At 55.0% G+C, this 18,190-nt stretch carries 21 protein-coding genes; 8 read left to right on the top strand and 13 right to left on the bottom strand.

Annotated elements, in window-relative coordinates:
- Positions 1-11: 11 nt before the first annotated feature.
- Positions 12-833 (bottom strand): hypothetical protein, encoded by an 822-nt coding sequence (locus H9I52_RS16175; RefSeq protein WP_187454687.1) that lies wholly within the window; start codon positions 831-833, stop codon positions 12-14.
- 185 nt (positions 834-1,018) lie between these two features.
- Here H9I52_RS16175 and H9I52_RS16180 point away from each other — a divergent pair, with 185 nt between their 5' ends.
- Both H9I52_RS16180 and H9I52_RS16185 read left to right on the top strand, forming a co-directional pair.
- Positions 1,019-1,987, top strand: coding sequence for a YihY/virulence factor BrkB family protein (locus H9I52_RS16180; RefSeq protein ID WP_187454688.1), 969 nt, complete (start codon positions 1,019-1,021; stop codon positions 1,985-1,987).
- 105 nt (positions 1,988-2,092) lie between these two features.
- A complete protein-coding gene (locus H9I52_RS16185) occupies positions 2,093-3,244 on the top strand; it encodes a hypothetical protein (RefSeq protein WP_187454689.1) in 1,152 nt (383 codons plus the stop codon).
- Between the two features lie 98 nt (positions 3,245-3,342).
- Here H9I52_RS16185 and rlmN read toward each other — a convergent pair whose 3' ends face one another.
- The 3 genes from rlmN to H9I52_RS16200 all read right to left on the bottom strand — a co-directional run bounded on the left by rlmN (position 3,343) and on the right by H9I52_RS16200 (position 5,676).
- Positions 3,343-4,410, bottom strand: a complete 1,068-nt coding sequence (gene rlmN, locus H9I52_RS16190) for a 23S rRNA (adenine(2503)-C(2))-methyltransferase RlmN (protein WP_187454690.1) — start codon at positions 4,408-4,410, stop codon at positions 3,343-3,345.
- Positions 4,411-4,587: 177 nt separating this feature from the next.
- A complete protein-coding gene (locus H9I52_RS16195) occupies positions 4,588-5,187 on the bottom strand; it encodes a hypothetical protein (protein ID WP_187454691.1) in 600 nt (199 codons plus the stop codon).
- 54 nt (positions 5,188-5,241) lie between these two features.
- Positions 5,242-5,676 (bottom strand): thioesterase family protein, encoded by a 435-nt coding sequence (locus H9I52_RS16200; protein ID WP_187454692.1) that lies wholly within the window; start codon positions 5,674-5,676, stop codon positions 5,242-5,244.
- A gap of 93 nt (positions 5,677-5,769) precedes the next feature.
- Between H9I52_RS16200 and mnmD the strand changes: the two genes are divergently transcribed.
- The 4 genes from mnmD to H9I52_RS16220 all read left to right on the top strand — a co-directional run bounded on the left by mnmD (position 5,770) and on the right by H9I52_RS16220 (position 9,208).
- Positions 5,770-6,459, top strand: coding sequence for a tRNA (5-methylaminomethyl-2-thiouridine)(34)-methyltransferase MnmD (mnmD, locus tag H9I52_RS16205; protein ID WP_187454693.1), 690 nt, complete (start codon positions 5,770-5,772; stop codon positions 6,457-6,459).
- Positions 6,460-6,493: 34 nt separating this feature from the next.
- A complete protein-coding gene (locus H9I52_RS16210; RefSeq protein WP_187454694.1) occupies positions 6,494-7,363 on the top strand; it encodes a sulfurtransferase in 870 nt (289 codons plus the stop codon).
- Between the two features lie 81 nt (positions 7,364-7,444).
- Complete coding sequence (locus tag H9I52_RS16215; RefSeq protein WP_187454695.1) at positions 7,445-8,659, top strand: DUF2157 domain-containing protein; 1,215 nt, start codon at positions 7,445-7,447, stop codon at positions 8,657-8,659.
- A gap of 15 nt (positions 8,660-8,674) precedes the next feature.
- A complete protein-coding gene (locus H9I52_RS16220; RefSeq protein WP_187454696.1) occupies positions 8,675-9,208 on the top strand; it encodes a GDYXXLXY domain-containing protein in 534 nt (177 codons plus the stop codon).
- A 67-nt stretch (positions 9,209-9,275) separates the two neighbouring features.
- Here the strand turns inward: H9I52_RS16220 and H9I52_RS16225 are convergent, their stop codons facing one another.
- From H9I52_RS16225 to H9I52_RS16265, 9 genes are all read right to left on the bottom strand, one after another.
- Positions 9,276-9,854, bottom strand: a complete 579-nt coding sequence (locus tag H9I52_RS16225; protein WP_187454697.1) for a 5-formyltetrahydrofolate cyclo-ligase — start codon at positions 9,852-9,854, stop codon at positions 9,276-9,278.
- A gap of 25 nt (positions 9,855-9,879) precedes the next feature.
- Positions 9,880-11,472 (bottom strand): bacillithiol biosynthesis cysteine-adding enzyme BshC, encoded by a 1,593-nt coding sequence (gene bshC, locus H9I52_RS16230; RefSeq protein WP_187454698.1) that lies wholly within the window; start codon positions 11,470-11,472, stop codon positions 9,880-9,882.
- A gap of 267 nt (positions 11,473-11,739) precedes the next feature.
- Positions 11,740-13,056, bottom strand: coding sequence for a 30S ribosomal protein S12 methylthiotransferase RimO (rimO, locus tag H9I52_RS16235; protein WP_187454699.1), 1,317 nt, complete (start codon positions 13,054-13,056; stop codon positions 11,740-11,742).
- Positions 13,057-13,154: 98 nt separating this feature from the next.
- Positions 13,155-14,129 carry a signal recognition particle-docking protein FtsY gene (gene ftsY / locus H9I52_RS16240; protein ID WP_139515564.1) on the bottom strand — a complete coding sequence of 325 codons (975 nt, stop codon included), beginning with the start codon at positions 14,127-14,129 and terminating at the stop codon, positions 13,155-13,157.
- 190 nt (positions 14,130-14,319) lie between these two features.
- Positions 14,320-14,481, bottom strand: coding sequence for a DUF4295 domain-containing protein (locus tag H9I52_RS16245; RefSeq protein WP_139515563.1), 162 nt, complete (start codon positions 14,479-14,481; stop codon positions 14,320-14,322).
- A 7-nt stretch (positions 14,482-14,488) separates the two neighbouring features.
- Entirely contained in the window at positions 14,489-14,671 is a 183-nt protein-coding gene (rpmG, locus tag H9I52_RS16250; RefSeq protein ID WP_059068866.1) for a 50S ribosomal protein L33, read from the bottom strand.
- Between the two features lie 443 nt (positions 14,672-15,114).
- Positions 15,115-15,354 carry a 50S ribosomal protein L28 gene (gene rpmB / locus H9I52_RS16255; RefSeq protein ID WP_045689230.1) on the bottom strand — a complete coding sequence of 80 codons (240 nt, stop codon included), beginning with the start codon at positions 15,352-15,354 and terminating at the stop codon, positions 15,115-15,117.
- Positions 15,355-15,451: 97 nt separating this feature from the next.
- Positions 15,452-15,637 carry a DUF5522 domain-containing protein gene (locus H9I52_RS16260; protein ID WP_187454700.1) on the bottom strand — a complete coding sequence of 62 codons (186 nt, stop codon included), beginning with the start codon at positions 15,635-15,637 and terminating at the stop codon, positions 15,452-15,454.
- 7 nt (positions 15,638-15,644) lie between these two features.
- Positions 15,645-16,025, bottom strand: a complete 381-nt coding sequence (locus H9I52_RS16265) for a RidA family protein (RefSeq protein WP_187454701.1) — start codon at positions 16,023-16,025, stop codon at positions 15,645-15,647.
- Between the two features lie 224 nt (positions 16,026-16,249).
- On the opposite strand from H9I52_RS16265, the gene rocD reads away from it, so the two are divergent.
- Positions 16,250-17,494 carry an ornithine--oxo-acid transaminase gene (gene rocD, locus H9I52_RS16270; RefSeq protein WP_187454702.1) on the top strand — a complete coding sequence of 415 codons (1,245 nt, stop codon included), beginning with the start codon at positions 16,250-16,252 and terminating at the stop codon, positions 17,492-17,494.
- A gap of 458 nt (positions 17,495-17,952) precedes the next feature.
- Positions 17,953-18,117, top strand: coding sequence for a hypothetical protein (locus tag H9I52_RS22870; RefSeq protein WP_222940521.1), 165 nt, complete (start codon positions 17,953-17,955; stop codon positions 18,115-18,117).
- Positions 18,118-18,190: the final 73 nt, after the last annotated feature.

Below are 18,190 nucleotides of genomic sequence, written 5' to 3' on the forward strand. Positions count from 1 at the left end.
GCTGCCTTTTTCTATTTAATCTTCGTAACGGGCGTCGGGCTAGTCATGATGCCTGCGGGCAGGGTCTGAACGGCGGCGATGTCGTCGAGGCGGGTAGTTTTGGTGGAGTCGCTGCGGTCGGCGGCGAGCATGATGCCATCGTGGCGGCTGTAGTCGCTCCAGCGGCGCCGAAAAGCGGGTTTGGCATCGGTAGCTTTCGGAAAATATGCCCACTCATCCACGAGGCCGGTCGCTTTGTTTACGAGCACCTCGTAGCGGTTGTCGGGCGTGACGCCCACGTTCTGAAAGGTCATTTCCAGCATGTCGGCGTCGGCGCCTTGCCGCGTTTTGGCGGGGCCTTTGTATTTGAGCGTCACACCCGAATCCTTCAGCTTAAAGGGCATCACGAGCCACCACGAATTGTTGACCCACGTAGGGTACATCTTGTCCAGCAGTTGTTTGCCTTCTTCGGTATTCGAGATATCCTGCCCAGCTTTGTAGGCGTGGCCCGTTTTTTTGTTGAGGTTGTAGTTGGCTACTAGGTCGTCTTTCTGCCAGTGAAAATCGCCGGTGTATTTGTCCCAGATCTGGTATTGCCCGCCGAAAAAGCTCCACCCCAGAAAGTGCGCTTTCTGCCAGTTTGGGTAGCCGCCCATTTTCTCCATCACGCGGTCGGCGATGGCAATGGCTTTGGCATCGGAACCGGCCTTATTGAAACCTTCGGCCGCCGGATACGCGCTGTTGTCAGGAGCAGCGGTTGCGGCTTTATCCTTTTTCGGGGCCTCGCACGCTACGGCGAACACAAGCAGGCAAACCGCACTCAGCGGGCGGAGCGAAAATAAAAAGTGTGGCATGACGACGCGAGAAATGGTGAGGTGAAAACTGAGGTAGGCGGGCTCCTGGTGGGCAGTTGGGGCTTGCTGGCAAGCGCCACACTAACCCGGGCAAATTGCTCAGTGATAGTACGCATTCGGAACGTGAGCCGCAACCTCGCCGTACTATTTGGCAAGTACACTTCCACACCTGATTTCCTTCGGCTATGGCCTCGCACTATTCGCTTTCTAATATTTGGACCATTCTGAAGTCGTCGGCCGGTGAATTCATGGCCAATAACTCGTTCCGTCACGCGGCGGCTCTGTCGTATTACACGGTTTTTTCGCTGCCGCCGCTGCTGCTCATCGTAATTACCACAGCCAGTGCGGTTTATGGGCAAGAAGCGGTCACGGGCAGCATTTACGGACAGCTCAAAGGGTTTGTTGGATCCGATACGGCCAAGTTCCTGCAAGATTCCATCGCTCAGTTTACCAAGCAGCAGAAGGGTGGCTTGGCAGGCGCTATCGGCGTGGCCACGCTGATTTTTGCGGCTACCACGTTTTTCGTCACGCTTCAGGAAAGCATCAACGACATCTGGAACCTGAAAGCAAAGCCCCGCAACGGCCTCTGGGCCTTCGTAAAAGACCGCCTGCTCTCCTTCGGCCTCATTCTGAGCGTGGCCCTGCTGCTGCTGATTTCCTTTGTGGTAAGCGCGGTGCTTAGCGCCTTCACGGGCAAGCTCGAACAATGGTTTCCCGAAATTGGAGTGATCGTGATCCGGGCGGTGGATTTCATTCTGTCCTTGAGCGTTACGTCCCTGCTCTTTGCGCTGATCTACCGGTTCCTGCCCGACGCCGTCATCCGGTGGCGCGACGTGGGCATTGGGGCTTTCATTACGGCCGTGCTGTTTATCATCGGTAAGTATCTGATTGCCGCCTACATCGCGTATTCCAACCCAGGATCGGCCTTTGGAGCCGCCGGATCGGCAATTCTGCTGTTGCTGTGGGTCAACTACTCGTCGCTCATCATCTTTTTCGGGGCCGAGTTTACCCAGGAGTTTGCCGACGCCTTCGGCCAGAAAGTGCAGCCCAAAGCACACGCCGTCCGCATTCAAACCCGCGAAGTACCCGAAGGCGAAACCAAAGAAGAGCTCTCGACTGGCCGACCGCGCGCCACGGGTCGGTGGCGCGGCTAAAAATGAGTCTGTAAATACAGCTTATTCTATATAGCTTTATCCTTGGTCTAACAAGCGGTTAAGCCATGGCAACCCCGCAATGGCAACGAGCTATATACCAATAAGATGCACTTCCTGTATGCAGTTACTCTGCTCCTAGGCTTTCTTTCTGTGTCGGTGGTTTCTGTCGCCCAAAGGCAGCCGGCAGTTAGCAGCAACCCTGTCAAAGTCTTAGTAGTCAGCCCGGTGGTAGGCGAAACCATCGATGCTAAGGAAAAGGCTACGTACGGGCTGTTTCCATACTATGGGGCCAACGACTTTCGGGAAGCGCGCTTCGTGCAAAGCCTCACGCCCGATAGCACCATCACATTGCAGGCGAGCTTCCGCGACGGCAGCACCAAGCAGCGGCCATTTACCGCCGCCGAGTTTCAGGCCGTCCGCGCCAGCATCGCCGAGCGCCAGCAGCTTCTGAACACAAAGCAAACAGCTTTGAATCAAGGCGTTACCTTGGCTGATTCACTTGGCCAAACGTATTCAGTGGAGCTGTATACAGGCACTTCCTTTATCGGCATGCTAATCACGAGGCGGCTTACAGAACTCGATTTTCAGACCAAGGATCTGGGGCGGGTTACGGTACAGAAGGCCAACATCAAGAGCATGCAGCCGCTGACATCTGGGCAGGCCGGCAAAGGCTGGGAGCCCGTTGGCAACGGTACGCGCATTTTTTTCGCCCCTACGGCCCGCTCGTTGCGCAAGGGCGAAGGCTACGTGCAGGATATCGACATCATTTTTCTGGGGGCCAACTACGGCATCACCGACAACATTAGCATCGGGGCGCTGGTACCCGTGGTGCCGGGAGTAGGCCTGAATGTTTTTGCCCTGACGCCCAAGGTGGGCTTTTCTGTTACCGATAAGGTGAAGGCCGCGGCGGGCGTCTTGTTTGCCAGCGGCTTCGGGGGCTCCGGCGGCATTGCCTACGGCGTGGGCACCTACGGCACCGCCGACAGCAACGCTACGCTGGGCGTCGGCTACCTGTTCGCTGAAGGCGATATTGAGAGCAGCCCGGTGATCTTGGTGGGGGGTGCCACCCGCGTGGCCCGTCGCCTTTCGCTGCTCAACGAAACGTATATTTTTGACGGCGGCTTTGGCGGACTGGCCGGCGTACGGGTAGCGGCTTCGCGCCTGAGTGGCAGCTTGGGCATTGTGTACGGCACCGGAGTTGGCGGAATTTACCCGGCTTATTTGGAAGTCGCTTACCGGTTTGGTAAGGTCGAATAGTAGGTTTTAGCGACTGATTACCGCACAGCAAAAGCCCCGGCTACTGAAAAGTAGCCGGGGCTTTCTGTTTTATTGAGATCTCTACAACCGCTTGGTAATCAAGCCTCTACGGGATTTTCTTTTACTGCCAACTGTCCGCAAGCCGCGTCAATGTCTTTGCCGCGCGAACGACGCAGGTTGGTTTGCACGCCGCGGTCGGCGAGATACTTCATAAAAGTGAGCAGTTTGTCTTCGCCGGTGTTGCGGTAATCGGCGTTTTCGATGGGGTTGTACTCGATCAGGTTGACTTTGCAGGGCAGCCATTTCGTGATCTGGAACAACTCCTCGGCATCCTGCAAGGTGTCGTTAAAGTTCTCAAACACAATGTATTCGTAGGTGACTTTGCGGCCCGTAAGCTTGTGGTAATACTGCAACGCTTCCTTCAGCGACGCCAAGGAGTTGGCCTCGTTGATGGGCATGATCTCGTTGCGCTTCGTGTCGTTGGGCGCGTGCAACGAGAGCGCTAGGTTGGCCTTCACGTCGTCGTCAGCCAGCTTCTTGATCATCTTGGCGATGCCGGCTGTGCTGATGGTGATGCGGCGCGGAGCCATGTTCAGGCCATCGGGGGCGGTAATGCGCTCCACGCTTTTTACCACGTTGGCATAGTTGAGCAGCGGCTCGCCCATGCCCATGTACACGATGTTGGTAAGGGGCGTACCGTACTGAGACTCACACTGTTCCTTAATGCGCACCACCTGATCGTAGATCTCGGCCGCGTCAAGGTTGCGCTTGCGTTCCATGTAGCCGGTAGCGCAAAACTTACACGTCAGCGAGCAGCCCACCTGCGACGAGATGCAGGCCGTCATGCGGGTGTCGTGCGGGATGAGTACGCCTTCCACAATGTTTCCGTCGAACAACCGGAAAGCCGACTTGATGGTGCCGTCGTTGCTGAGCTGCTGGTTTTGCACCTTCACGCCGTTGATGGCAAAATACTGCGCCAGCAACTCCCTGGTAGTCAGTGAGATATTGTTCATATCTTCAAACGACGAAGCAGTATTTTTCCACAGCCACTCCATCACCTGTTTGGCGCGGAAGGGTTTTTCGCCGTGCTCTACCATAAAGGCTTTGAGCTCGTCGAGGGTGAGTTTGCGAATGTCGCGCTTGGTGACTACGGGCAGGGCTATCATAACCGCAAAGATACAAAGTAGCAGGCGGTTGGGTTCCTGAAAAGTACCAGAACGCCTATTTTCGGCAAGGCCGGCCAGTGAGTAAGCCGCTCGCCGGCTCGCTTCACTTTCACCCGCTGCCGTCCTGCGCTACGCTCTGGCTGCCAACCGATTGGGAAAGAAAGCACACCTATCGTATTATTCGCAGCACGCTTCAAATAGCATCACTTTGCGCCGCTGGGGTATGTAGGCAATGGTTTTGCACACCTCGGCATACTGGCAATATGTGAAGCTGATCAGATGCTGGCTCTGGACTTCCAGCCAGACGGCTTCGTTGCTGTCGAGGCCAGGCTCAAAGGTATCGTGCTTCCGAACGCCCGGATCTTTAAAATGCTGTTTATCAAATACTTTGCTCATCCGGCGCAGAACATATGCTTCGCGCTGTGCCACGGTCGGCGGGTCGGCGGCGGCCGCCGATAGCTTATCATCGAGGAAAGCCGCCGCAGGAAATTCGTCGTCCCAGAGTCGGGTACCGGCCGCCGACACGATGGACAGATGAAACGTGCCCGACAACACCGAATCGCCGACGAGTTGCAGGCGAAACAAGTCGGGCGAAATCCGATTGGAGAAAAAGTGCGTGCGGGTTATCTTCTTGATTACCCGCTCTTTCGGAAGCTCAGGCCGTTCGGCCCAAGCCACGGTATCGGTAGCCGCAGATTGCTGCTCCTCGGCTTCTTCCTGATTGGAAACCGAGCAAGAAGCCAGCAAACAGAACAGCAACCAACGCAGACTTTTCATGCCGATGTAAGTAGTTGAATATGTACGCGTTACCAACTCCCGCAATCTTCTCTGCTACTGATGCATCGCCTGAAGATGCGCTAGCACCTCCGGGGTGAGGTGCTGTAGTTTTCGGACGGTGTAGTCGAAGCGCAGCATGCCGGTTTTGGCCCGCGCGATTTCGCGGTCGAGTTGATTTTTCACCCAATACACCACATCAAAGCCGTACGGATGCAGGTCGGTAGCTGCCATCTCAATCTGGAGCACGTCGCCGTGGAAGCCTTCGCCTTTGTATTCGACCGCCACATCCGACATGATAAAGCCGGAATGCGTGGTGGGGTCGAACTCGACCAGCCCGCAATGTTGCAAAAACTGCACGCGGGCTTCGTGCAGAATGCTCAGCAAGGCATCGTTGCCGAGGTGCGCGCCGTAGTTGAGATCGGTGATGCGAATGGGAATCTGGACGGCAAAGGAAAACTTAGCGGGCAGATTTACTTTTATGCGGGCCATGGCGTGCGGTATCGGTTGCCGGGGAAGTAGTTTCGGAAAGCAGTTGCAAATGGACTTTACGGGTACTAACGAAAAAATACAACTAGCGGAGCAATGCAGGTAGAAGTTAGGGTAACGGAAGATGGGTCGAGTACGCTGTACGTGCACGCGCTGGATGAGCATTATCATTCTACGCACGGCGCGGTGCAGGAGGCATTGCACGTGTACTTAGGTGCCGCGCTCGAACCGGCGCTGGCCGCGACAACCGGCCCGGTGCGGGTGCTGGAAATCGGCTTTGGCACGGGCCTGAATGCCCTGCTGACACTTCAGCGCAGCCTCACAGCCGCCCAGCCTATTGCGTACGATACGCTGGAAAAATATCCGCTGCCGCCGACTATCATCCGCAGCTTAGGCATTGAGCGCTACGTGCTTAATCCGGAATTGCTAGAGTTTCATGAGCAGCTGCACGCCGCACCCTGGAACGAAGCCGTGGCACTCACGCCGCATTTTACGGTACGCAAGCTGCACGCCGCGCTCCAGGATTTTGCTTTGCCAGCGGTTTCTTATGATGTTATTTATTTTGACGCCTTTGCGCCCGAAAAACAGCCCGATATGTGGACCGAAGCCGTGTTTGAGCAACTGTATGCAGCAGCGGCTCCCGGCGCACTGCTTACCAGCTACTGCGCCAAAGGCAGCTTCCGGCGCAGCCTGAAAGCAGCAGGCTGGCTGATTGAAAAGCTGCCCGGCCCGCCCGGCAAGCGCGAGATGACGCGAGCCCGAAAGTCGGCAGAGCCTATCTCATAAATATCACATAACCAATGCATTACAAATACACAATATGAGCAATTCTGAAAAAGAAGCCGAGCATTTCGCCCCAATCATTCGTCCGCAGGAGTTGGTTAAACTCAAGGATGCCCCTGAGCTGGTGCTGATCGACGCACGAGCGGGTGCCGACGCACAGGCGCGGTACGAAGCACAGCATTTGTCAGGCGCCTTTTGGGTGGATCTGGAGCAGGAGCTGGCGCACAAAACCGCTAACCCGGCCGATGGCGGACGCCACCCGCTGCCTAGTGCCCAGGCTTTCAGCGAGTTGCTGGGCCAGCTTGGTATCACGCCTGCTTCCCATGTGGTTGTGTACGACGACAAAAGTGGCGCTAACGCCGCGGCCCGCTTCTGGTGGATGCTTTCGGCCTTGGGCCACCGCGCCGTGCAAGTGCTGGATGGCGGCCTGAACGCGGCTCTGGCAGTCGGTTTCCCGACCAGCGCGACCGCGCCCAAGCGGCCCGGTGGCGCGCCTTATCCGCAGCATACTTGGAGCTTGCCAACCGCAACTGTGCAAGATGTAGAACGCGCCGTGCAGCACGAAAGCGAACTGGTGATTGACGTGCGCGATGCCTTTCGTTATCGCGGTGAGCAAGAGCCCATCGACCTGATCGCCGGGCACATTCCGGGGGCTGTGAATATCCCGTTCAGCAGCAACCTCGATGCCGAAGGCTTCTTCTTATCGCCGGCGCTGCTTAAGGCCCAATATGACCAAGCGCTCGCCGACCGCCAGCCGACCGACGTCATTGTGCATTGCGGCTCAGGCGTTACGGCGTGCCATACGCTGCTGGCGATGGCGCACGCGGGCTTCGAAGTGCCCAAATTATACGTAGGCTCTTGGAGCGAATGGTCGAATAGCGGCCGGCCGGTGGCTACGGAAGCATGAGGAAACAGGCACCCGATGCCAACCAGCTTGCGGGCGTTGTGGCCCATCGCCCTGCCGCATTCTGCGTAAGTTGCAGAAGCTATGAGTCGTAATTTTCTCGAAACCGAAAGCCCCAAATGGGTGGAGCAGGGCATCATCAGCGCCGAGCAGCAGCAGCAATTGCTGAAGCTGTACCCGCCGGATGCGAAGGCCATCGGCTTGCTGCCTTTGCTGGGCAGCCTGCTGGTGGGACTGAGCGCCCTAAGCTTGGTGGCTGCCAATTGGCAGGGCCTTCCGGAGTTTGTTCGTATGACGCTGCTAATCAGCGCGTTGCTAGCGGCTTATAGTACAGGCGAATATTTCCTGCGGCGCGGCAACCATTCAGTGGGCATCGGGTTGGTAGGGCTGGGACTGCTATTGTTTGGCGCGGCCATTATCCTGACCAGCCAGATGTACCAGCTCATCGGCTACGACGTGACGGGCCTGGTGGCGTGGGCCGTTGCCGGCACAGCACTGACGTATCTGTACGGTAGCCGCTTTCTGTTCGTGCTGACCGTGTGCATCGGCGGCATCGTGCAGGGCTACAACACTGGCGCGCTGGGGGCTTTCAGCTACGCCACGGCCGGTCTTACGGCCCTGGGGCTAGGGTATTACTGGTGGCGCCACCCCGATTCGCTGCTAGGCGGCGTTTTTGCGGCGGGCTTGCTCTGGCAGACGGGCTTACTAATTAACTTCTTACACATCAAAATCACCTGGTTTTTCGTGCCGGCCATGCTGATCTATGCCTTCGGTGACTGGCAATCTGACCGCCCTGCGGGCCGGGCCATGCAGGGTCCGCCACTGGCGGCAGCGTTTCTATTTATGCTGGGGTTGGCCCTGTACGGAGAAGCGGGCAGCTATACCAATCTGCTCCGGCCACCGCTGCTGGCATATTTAGCGGCCTTAGTGGTAGTCTTGTTGATTTCGTTGGCGGGCAAACGCGCCCGCGGCCGGCTCGAAAGTGCTACCGACTGGCTGTTGCTACTGCCGGGATTTTATCTACCGGGTGGGTTGCCGCTGGCAGTAGCGGCCTTGGTGGTGCTCTATGCTTATACCGGTTCGATGCTGTGGCGGGCGCACCGCGAGCAAAACGAGGAACGCGTTACCCTCGGAACCGCCCTGTTCATCCTGACCACCATGGTTGCTTACTTCAAGCTGACCTGGGAGTTTATGGATAAATCGTTGTTTTTCCTGATTGGGGGCGTACTGTTGCTAGGGCTGAGCTGGTATTTGCGTCGTCGCAACGCCCAAGCATTTCCCACAGATAAGAATCAGTAAATCAAGCATTTACTCATGCCCGAACCGCAACCGCTTCCTCATCGCCAACGCTGGCTGTTGCTGACGCTTCTGGCGCAAGTCCTGTTCATTGTGGCCGTTGCTGGCGCTGGCTATGCCACTATGGCCTACGGCCGCACCATTACCTTGCGCACCACGCCCGTCGATCCGCGTGACTTGATGTACGGCGATCATTTGGTGCTGAACTATACCATCAGCCAACTCCCCCTCAACCTCTGGAGCGAACCTACTAGGCCCCGCCGAGGCACGCCGGTGTATGTTGTGTTGCGGCCGGTCGGGGAGGCGTATGAAGCCGTGCGGGTAGTTGCGAAAGAGCCTGCCGTGCCTGCCGAGCAAGTAGTCTTGCGCGGCTGGATGGCTGATAACTGGCGGCGCGGCCTGCGCCTGCGCTATGGCCTAGAGAAATATTATGTACCAGAGGGCGTTGGCAAGCAACTCGAAAAGCAAGCCACCCGCCACCCCATGCTCGTGCACATCAGCATCGCCCCCTGGGGCCAAGCCCGAATCACCGAAGCACAGGTGATAAAGTAAGTAATTGGTTTATTGCCTTTTATAATAATGCCTAGTCTCGGTACCCGATTTTTTACCAGCGACTCTATTACTCTTCAAACCAATACACTTGCTCTGGTGTCAGGCAAGCGTGTAGCGGCATGTCGCCTTCCCAAGCATCACTGATGCGCTCCACAGGCGGCTCCAAGCTCAGCCCAATTCGCAGCGCGTCCGGCCGGCATTCCTGCAAAAATCGGTCGTAGAAGCCTTTGCCGTAGCCCACCCGATGCCCTGCTTTGTCAAAGGCTAAAAGCGGCACCAATACTGCATCGAAGGCTGCAGGAGCCACTTCAGTAGCCCCCTGAGGCTCAGGAATATGCCAGTGGCTCTCGGCCAGTTGCGCCGTGGGGGTGAGATGGTAATGGCGCAGGGTTTTGCCATCCGGTTGCACAACGGGTACCGCAATTTGCAAACGTAGCTGCTCAGCCCAGATCCGAGAGATAATCTTCCAGGTATCGGGCTCATGTTGGCCGACGGCCGGCAGAAATACGTGCAACCACCGCCACTTGGTTATTGCAAACTCCCGGAATAAGTGCTCGCTTAGCCGATTGCTGCGGTCTTCCAGCTCGGACTCAGCCAGCGCCCGGCGACGGGCCAGCATTTGGCGTCGAAGTTCAGCTTTTACCATAGGAAGCTGGGGTGCGGCGGCTCGCTTACTCTTCTTCTACAATTACAAAGTCCAACGCCAGCGGATCGAAAGCCTCGAGCAACTGTTTGATAAACTGCGGGTTATTAATCAAAATCGACAGCATGTTATCGACGCGCTCCTGGAGCTCGCCGCCGGGGAAGAGCTTGTCCTTCAGTGCCGTCAGTTGCGAATACGCTGTTTCGTGTTTCGATTCGGCAGCTTTGCTCAGACGCTTTTCTAGGCCGGCTAAGCTGCCGGCTGTTTTTTGGGCTTCGGCAGCGACGGTTTTTACCAAGGTCGGGTCGAGGCGCTGAGCTAGCTCTGTTATTTGCTTAAATGTCTCGGCCAGAGCTTTTTGCTGTTCCGACAAGCTCACTTCTTCCTGCCCCAGCAAGGCGCCTACTTGTTTCTTAAGCTCCGGCAACGGCTTGAAAACCTCGGTTGGTGTCACCCCCAACTTGCGTAGTTTGCCTGCGTTCGCTTTGCCCAAGTATAAGGCCGAATTGCGCGGCAACAGGATAGGAAACGGCACCTGAAACTCGTCGAATACTTTTTTGAACTGAAACCAATACGCTACTTCAGCACCACCCCCAACGTAACACAGGTTTGGCAGCAGAAGCTCTTGATACAGAGGCCTTAAGACTACATTTGGGCTAAAATATTCGGGATGCTGGCGCGCTAGCTCCAACAACTCTTGTTGGCTATGGCAGCGGCTGGTATTCCGAATCCGGACTTGTACGCAATCCAGTTCCGCATCAAACTCAAGGCGCTCGCGGCGACCGTCGTCCGTTAGGAAAAACAGGTTGAGCGGCCGAGAGTATACTTGTGGCTTGTAGCCCGCGGCGGCAAGCTGCTCACTGGCGGCCTGCACGGCCCGGTTGGAAACCTGCTCCGTGATTTCGCGCTCCAGCACCGGCACCAAGGCCTGCTTTAAATCCGGGTCGTCGGCATCTAGGCTCACTAATCCATATTCACCAAACAACTCATACACAAGGCGTTGCATGGCTTCAGCCAGCGTACCTGATTCGCGGTAAGCAGCCTGAAAAGATGCAGGCACCTCGGCGGGCAGCTGATCCAGCACCTGATCAACCAAGCCATCGAGCGCAAGCCGGCCTACCGGCCCACCTACTTGCGCCGACTGCCATTCGTAACGCTTTCCAAAAAGATTGAAGTGGTTGATCTCGGCAAAATCGTGGTCTTCGGTTGCCATCCAATACACCGGCACAAAATCGTATTGCGGGTAAGCTTCTTTCAACTGCCTACACAACTTAATGGTAGTCACCACCTTATACAAGAAGTACAGAGGTCCGGTAAAAAGATTAAGCTGGTGCCCCGTGACGACAGTAAAGGTGGTGTCTTTGGCCAGCAGATCCAGGTTGGCACGTACTTCCGGACGCACATCGCCCAGCCGAGCATACTGCGTTTGAAGCGACTTTACTAGCCGTTGCCGGGCTTCGGGCGAGTAAGCCGCCCGTTTCTCTTCTATCTGAGCCCCAAACTCTTCTAGCACCGGAAAGCGATGATAAAACTGCTTTACAGCTGGTTTTTGAGCCAAATAATCGGTTAGCAGCGGGGAAAACGCGCCGGTGGCAGCGTAAGAAAGCGTATGCAGGGGCATGATAAGTCTGTGGGATTTGCGGGCGCAAGTTCACAAAAAAGCCGACCTGCGCCCAAACCTGCGCACGCGCAGGTTCTCAGCACAACCCGCAGGTTCGGTACAAGTTTTTACGGCGCTGCCTTAAATAGAGCGACCATAACAAGATGAATAATATAATTAATTGACAATCAAGTACTTATCAATGGTTGTAAAACGCTTTTAACAGCAGCGGCGGCCTACTGGGGCCGCCGCTGCTGTTAAAAGCGTATTTGGTAAGACACAAGTGGGCTATTGCACTAGCTTGCCGTACAAGTCGAAGTCGGAAGCGTCGTTGATCTGCACGGTAGCGAAGTCGCCGAGCCGGACGAACGTATCGGGGGTGGCAGGTACCAGCACTTCGTTATCCACTTCAGGCGAATCGAACTCGGTACGGCCCACGAAGTACCCGCTTTCCTTGCGGTCGAAAAGCACTTTGTACACGTTGCCGATTTTCTGCTCGTTGAGTTCCAACGAAATGCCTTGTTGCAACTCCATGATCTGGTCGGCGCGGTCTTGCTTCACTTCGGCGGGCACGTCGTCGGCTAGTGAATACGAATGCGTATTTTCTTCGTGCGAATACGTGAAAATGCCCAAGCGATCAAAGCGCGTCTGCTCGACAAATTCGTATAGGTCTTCGAAATCCTGCTGCGTTTCGCCGGGGTGTCCCGCGATGAGCGTAGTGCGCAACGCAATGTCGGGCACACGTTGCCGGATGGTATCAACCAACTCTACCGTGCGGCGCTTCGTGATGCCGCGGCGCATGGTTTTCAGCATGTTATCCGAAATATGCTGCAACGGCATGTCCAAGTAGTTGCAGATATTCGAGCGCTCAGCCATCACGTCCAAGGCTTCCAATGGAAACTGCGACGGATAGGCATATTGCAGTCGAATCCAGTCGATGCCATTCACATCCGACAAGTTGCGGAGCAGATCGGCCAACTTGCGCTCGCCGTAGTGTTGCAAACCGTAATATGTCAGGTCTTGCGCAATCAGAATCAGCTCTTTCGTACCCATCGATGCCAGACGCTTGGCTTCTTTCACAAGGTCCTCAATTGGCCGGTCGATGTGCTTGCCGCGCATCAGCGGAATGGCGCAAAAGGAGCAGGGCCGGTTGCAACCCTCCGCAATTTTGAAATAAGCGAAATGCTTTGGCGTAGTCAGGATGCGCTCGCCAACCAGCTCGTGCATGTAGTCGGCTTCGAGCGTCTTGAGCAGCTGTGGCAACTCAAGCGTTCCGAAATACGCATCAACCTGCGGAATCTCTGCCTCCAAGTCGTCTTTATAACGCTGTGATAGACAACCGGTTACATAAAGCTTGTTTAACTTGCCTGCTTCCTTCTCGTCGGCATAGCGCAGGATGGTATCAATGCTCTCCTGCTTGGCGTTGTCGATGAAGCCGCAGGTATTGATGATGACGATGTTTGCATCGGACTTCTCGGCTTCGTGCGTTACGTCGAAGTTATTGGCTTTGAGCTGGCCCATCAGCACTTCGGAGTCAACCACGTTTTTGGAGCACCCGAGCGTAATGACGTTGACTTTGTTGGCCTGCTGGTTTCTGACTTTCATACTGTATTGTGCCGCGAGGTTGTAGCTCGCGAATCGTTGAACGGCAATCGCCGCCGGTAAAGTTCAAGCAACGCTACCAGGCGAAGTAAAACGTAGATCTACTTCGAAAAGAGCGAGTTAACGTAAGTATGCCGATCAAATAACTGCAAGTCGGTCATCTTCTCTCCCACCCCGATGTAGCGCACCGGAATGTTAAATTGATCGGAAATGCCGATTACCACGCCGCCCTTGGCTGTACCGTCGAGCTTGGTAATGGCCAGTGCCGATACTTCGGTGGCTTTGGTAAATTCTTTGGCCTGCAGGAATGCATTTTGGCCGGTGCTGCCGTCGAGCACCAAAAGTACCTCGTGCGGCGCATCCGGGATTACCTTCTGCATCACGCGCTTGATCTTGGTCAGCTCGTTCATCAAGTTCACCTTGTTATGCAGGCGGCCGGCCGTATCGATAATTACTACGTCAGCTTGCATTTCCACGCCTCGTTTCACAGCATCATAAGCTACCGAAGCAGGGTCGGTGTTCATGCCGTGCGAAATAACCTGCACGCCCACGCGCTGCCCCCAAACAATAAGCTGATCGACGGCCGCCGCGCGGAACGTATCAGCCGCGCCCAATACTACTTTTTTACCAGCCGAATGGAAGCGATGCGCCAACTTGCCGATAGTTGTCGTTTTGCCAACCCCGTTTACGCCCACTACCATCACCACAAAGGGTCCGGTGTACTCGCCGTTGTCGGGACGGTCGAGAATGGCGCTGCCCGTATTATTTTCTTCCAGAAGCGCCGCAATTTCCTCGCGCAGAATGCGGTCAAGATCACCGGTGCCCACGTATTTGTCGCGGGCTACACGCTTCTCAATGCGGTCGATGACTTTTACGGTCGTGTCAATGCCCACATCGGCATGCACAAGCAGACTTTCCAAGTCGTCGAGTACTTCTTCGTCGACCTTTGACTTACCGACTACCGCTTTGCTGAGTTGATCGAAAAAGCTGGTTTTGGTCTTTTCCAGACCCTTGTCCAACGACTCCTGCTGCTCTTTGCTCTCTTTGTCCTTCTTGAAGAAATCGAAAAGTCCCATGGTGGGTAAGGATATAGGGGTGGGGCTTATTCCCACCCGCCATTGAACGGTAATCGTTGAAGCCAACCAGATTCAGAAGCCTAAGCAGTTCTTGTTCAACGACGGACGGTAAGCTTGCCCTATCAACGCAAAAAAGTCCCACGCTGGCGGGACTTCTTCACTTCGTTTGGGTTGCCACGAAAGGCCGAAATTACTTGACGCCGGTGGCCAGGTAATCTTGCACTTTGTCAACTGGCACCATTTCCTCACGGAAGGTATAAGCACCGGTTTTTTCAGACTTGACAGCGCGGATGACCTTAGCCCAGTCTTTACCGCCTGTTGTTTTCAGGGTTGCTACTACTTTCTTAGCCATCTCTCAATTACTTGATTTCCTTGTGGACGGTCATTTTCTTGAGAACAGAGTTGTATTTTTTCAACTCAATGCGCTCAGGAGTATTTTTGCGATTCTTGGTGGTAATGTAGCGCGAGGTGCCCGGCTGACCCGAGTTCTTGTGCTCAGTGCACTCGAGGATTACCTGCACCCGGTTTCCTTTCTTAGCCATCTCGACTTGGGTTTTTGGATTAAGGACTGCAAAGGTACGAGGGTTTTCGAAAATGCCAAACACTCAGTTGCAGAAAGTGTTGTAAACGTTGCTTGGCATTCTGCCTGCTTCCTCAATTTAGAGCAGTGCTGGTTAATAAGTTACCGCATTGACAACGGGTTGCTTACTGAGATTGACAGACACCTCGGTGCCGACAACCCTTTAAGCAGTAATTGATCTCTACTCAATAAACAACACGCAGAGAGCGCGCCCCGTTTCTTGCGATAATGGGGCGCGCTCTCTGCTATTCAAGTCAGAAGTAGGGAAACCTGCAAGTAGATGCTAAGCACTAGCATCGAATCAAGATGCCACCTAATGTACTTAGACTACAGCGCCGGCAAACCAACGAGCAACAAATGAAGCTTAACCGTTTGCCAATCGCCTGTTCCTGAACTCAGGTTGCTCTAGTAAACGATGAAGCCTTGCTCTTTGGCTTTCTTCAGCACCGACATGATGCCGTTCTTATTGATAGTGCGGATCGTGGAGGCAGCCACTTTCAGCGTTACCCAAGCATCTTCCTCCGGAATGTAGAAGCGCTTCTTCTGCAAGTTGGGGTAGAATTTACGCTTGGTTTTGTTGTTGGCGTGCGAAACGTTGTTGCCTACGCGGGTACGCTTGCCGGTCAGATCACAAACTCGTGCCATGATATCGAGGGACTTATGGGTTTCAGTGCTAGAAAAAGGGACGCAAATATCGGCATAAGTTCGGTAGTAACAAACCGGGCGCTTGAAAAATAGCGCATTAGCTTGTTTTCAAGCCTTGTGATGCAGTTTTCTTCTTACTACCGAAACCCCACGGGCAATGGCGGCAGGCATTTTTGCAGCACGAGCCACGCCGCCGATGGTATTGCTCAGTGAACACCATCAGGCCTTCGGGGGTAAAGTAATAATCGCCGGGACGGAGTGTTTGGGGAGTATCAGCACTCATGTTGCCCTCAACCCTGCAACGCGGCAATACATTCAATCTCTACCAAGGCATCGAGTGGCAACCGCGATACTTCCACGGTAGTCCGGGCAGGGCGATGAGTGCCAAACACGTCAGCATACACCGCATTCATCCGGGCGAAATCGGCGAAATTCTTCAGGAAAACCGTAGTCTTCACTACATTCTGCAGCGATAAACCTTTGACAGACAATACAATACCGAGGTTATGCAACACTTGCCTAGTCTGGTCTTCGATTGTGGTGGCTTCAATCTGCATTGTTGCCGGATTCAGCGGGGTTTGGCCGGAGCAAAAGACCAGATTGCCGGCGACAATAGCCTGAGCATAAGGCCCAACGGCCTTAGGTGCTTGTTCGTGGTGCAAGGTTTCCATCGGCGGCGAAGATAAGATCTTTCCCTCTTGCACTAACGAAACTGCTGAAAGTTAAAAATATAAAGCGTTAATAATCAATGAATTATTCAAAACTTATTCCGTAAGATTTTCCGTGCTCGGCGCGCTCATTCGTAACGTGTGTTTGTAACTGCTTCCCAGCCTTTTTACGTAGTTTTGAATCTGGCCGTACCCTCCGTCTTTTCCCCTTAATCCACCCGCCGCATATGGAAACTACCTCTGCCACCGCCCGCCGCAGCCAAGAGCTGATGGCACTAGAAGAGCGCTACGGCGCTCACAATTACCACCCCTTGCCGGTGGTGCTAAGCCGCGGCGAGGGTGTACACGTATGGGACGTGGAAGGCAAGCATTATTTTGATTTTCTCTCGGCCTATTCGGCTGTTAATCAGGGGCATTGCCATCCGCGCATAATCGCTGCCATGACTGAGCAGGCGCAGCGACTCACGCTTACTTCACGGGCTTTCTTTAATGACCAACTGGGAAAGGCCGAAAAATATTTGTGTGAGTTATTCAATTACGACAAAGCTCTGCTGATGAACTCCGGGGCCGAAGCGGTGGAAACAGCGCTTAAGCTGGCCCGCAAATGGGGATATCAGGAGAAAGGGATTGCGCCAAACCAAGCGCGCATTGTGGTCGCCGAGCACAATTTTCACGGCCGGACCACGGGCATTATTTCGTTCAGCACCGACCCCGACAGCACCGGCGGCTTCGGGCCATATTCGCCTGGTTACCAAGTAGTTCCTTACGACGATTTAAAAGCATTGGAAGAAGCCTTGCTCGACCCGCACGTCTGTGCCTTCTTGGTCGAGCCCATTCAGGGGGAAGCAGGCGTGGTGGTGCCTTCGGAAGGGTATCTAGCTAAAGCACAGGCACTTTGCAAGGCGCATAAAGTGTTGCTCATCGTCGATGAAATCCAGACGGGCCTTGGGCGGACGGGGCAGCTGCTGGCGTCTTGTTATGAGGGCGTTCACGCCGATATTTTGGTATTGGGCAAAGCGCTGTCGGGTGGCGTGATGCCGGTGTCGGCAGTGCTAGCCCGCGACGAAGTGATGCTGACCATTCAGCCTGGTCAGCACGGCTCTACTTTCGGCGGCAACCCGCTGGCTTGCGCCGTAATGCGCGCTGCGCTCGATGTGTTGCAGGAAGAGCATTTGGCCGAAAATGCCCGTATCCTCGGCGAAGTATTCCGCGAACGAATGCGCCGGGTGCAGGAAAAATGTCCCGAAACCGTAGACCTAGTACGCGGCAAAGGCTTGCTCAACGCCGTGGTTATCAGGCCTTCGGATGATGGGCGGACGGCTTGGGACGTATGCGTGACCCTGATGGAACGCGGGGTATTGGCCAAGCCCACCCACGGCGACATCATTCGGTTTGCCCCGCCGCTGGTCATCACCGAAGAGCAATTGCACGAGGCGTGCGACATCATCGAGCAAACCATCTTGGAGTTCTAACCTCTCTTTTTAAGCTTTATAAGAAGCGGATTCCCCAAGATTGGGCGGTCCGCTTCTTTTTTGAATTTCAGTCTATGAGCTTGCTATACTGGCGCTTATGCGGAACACTACTGGTGCTACTGCTGACTGGCTGCCGAAGCGAAAAATCAGCCTTCTTTTTCCGGCAGCCGCTTCCGCAAGCGGGCGCGGTGGCCCACGTACCGATAGCTCTAAAACGTGCGCCGCCGGCCTTGCCAGAGGCGGCGGCCGCTAAGCCTCACCTTACTACCAGAAACCATGCAACCAGATCAAGACATAAAACATTAATAGTCAGAAATTTGCCAACTCGCGTTTCGCAAAAAAGATTCGCGCTTAATTCCATCACCGCTCCTAGTCTTCCCCGCAAATACTCCGCGGCTACAGAGCACCACAGTGCTGCTAGCGCTGCCAAACACGAGAAGCTTCACCTGCTGCTAGGTTTGGGACTGACGGCCGCCGGAATTGTACTCGGGTTGTTGCTCGGCGGCTGGGCCGGGTTGGTCGTGGGGGTGCTGATTGTGGGGCTGGGGTATTACTTTCTGGGTCTTGCGTTTGGCGGTTCGCACGCGTGGCAGGAAATATTTCAGGAAATTTTCAACCTCTAACCTCACTGACTCCGTGATTCCGGCGGCTTGCTGGTCGGAATCCAACCTTGGCAGGGCCGCAACTTTATCTTTG

The sequence above is a fragment of the Hymenobacter sp. BT491 genome, assembly GCF_014349165.1.
In the GTDB taxonomy this organism is placed as follows: domain Bacteria; phylum Bacteroidota; class Bacteroidia; order Cytophagales; family Hymenobacteraceae; genus Hymenobacter; species Hymenobacter jejuensis.

Coding starts and splice junctions, on each gene's coding strand:
- H9I52_RS16210 (WP_187454694.1), top strand. CDS start 6,494: ATGAGCAATTCTGAAAAAGAAGCCGAGCATTTCGCCCCAATCATTCGT.
- rocD (WP_187454702.1), top strand. CDS start 16,250: ATGGAAACTACCTCTGCCACCGCCCGCCGCAGCCAAGAGCTGATGGCA.
- ftsY (WP_139515564.1), bottom strand. CDS start 14,129: ATGGGACTTTTCGATTTCTTCAAGAAGGACAAAGAGAGCAAAGAGCAG.
- bshC (WP_187454698.1), bottom strand. CDS start 11,472: ATGCCCCTGCATACGCTTTCTTACGCTGCCACCGGCGCGTTTTCCCCG.
- H9I52_RS16245 (WP_139515563.1), bottom strand. CDS start 14,481: ATGGCTAAGAAAGTAGTAGCAACCCTGAAAACAACAGGCGGTAAAGAC.
- H9I52_RS16260 (WP_187454700.1), bottom strand. CDS start 15,637: ATGAGTGCTGATACTCCCCAAACACTCCGTCCCGGCGATTATTACTTT.
- rlmN (WP_187454690.1), bottom strand. CDS start 4,410: ATGATAGCCCTGCCCGTAGTCACCAAGCGCGACATTCGCAAACTCACC.
- H9I52_RS16175 (WP_187454687.1), bottom strand. CDS start 833: ATGCCACACTTTTTATTTTCGCTCCGCCCGCTGAGTGCGGTTTGCCTG.
- H9I52_RS16225 (WP_187454697.1), bottom strand. CDS start 9,854: ATGGTAAAAGCTGAACTTCGACGCCAAATGCTGGCCCGTCGCCGGGCG.
- H9I52_RS16200 (WP_187454692.1), bottom strand. CDS start 5,676: ATGGCCCGCATAAAAGTAAATCTGCCCGCTAAGTTTTCCTTTGCCGTC.
- H9I52_RS16185 (WP_187454689.1), top strand. CDS start 2,093: ATGCACTTCCTGTATGCAGTTACTCTGCTCCTAGGCTTTCTTTCTGTG.
- H9I52_RS16220 (WP_187454696.1), top strand. CDS start 8,675: ATGCCCGAACCGCAACCGCTTCCTCATCGCCAACGCTGGCTGTTGCTG.
- mnmD (WP_187454693.1), top strand. CDS start 5,770: ATGCAGGTAGAAGTTAGGGTAACGGAAGATGGGTCGAGTACGCTGTAC.
- rpmB (WP_045689230.1), bottom strand. CDS start 15,354: ATGGCACGAGTTTGTGATCTGACCGGCAAGCGTACCCGCGTAGGCAAC.
- H9I52_RS16180 (WP_187454688.1), top strand. CDS start 1,019: ATGGCCTCGCACTATTCGCTTTCTAATATTTGGACCATTCTGAAGTCG.
- H9I52_RS16195 (WP_187454691.1), bottom strand. CDS start 5,187: ATGAAAAGTCTGCGTTGGTTGCTGTTCTGTTTGCTGGCTTCTTGCTCG.
- rpmG (WP_059068866.1), bottom strand. CDS start 14,671: ATGGCTAAGAAAGGAAACCGGGTGCAGGTAATCCTCGAGTGCACTGAG.
- H9I52_RS16265 (WP_187454701.1), bottom strand. CDS start 16,025: ATGGAAACCTTGCACCACGAACAAGCACCTAAGGCCGTTGGGCCTTAT.
- rimO (WP_187454699.1), bottom strand. CDS start 13,056: ATGAAAGTCAGAAACCAGCAGGCCAACAAAGTCAACGTCATTACGCTC.
- H9I52_RS16215 (WP_187454695.1), top strand. CDS start 7,445: ATGAGTCGTAATTTTCTCGAAACCGAAAGCCCCAAATGGGTGGAGCAG.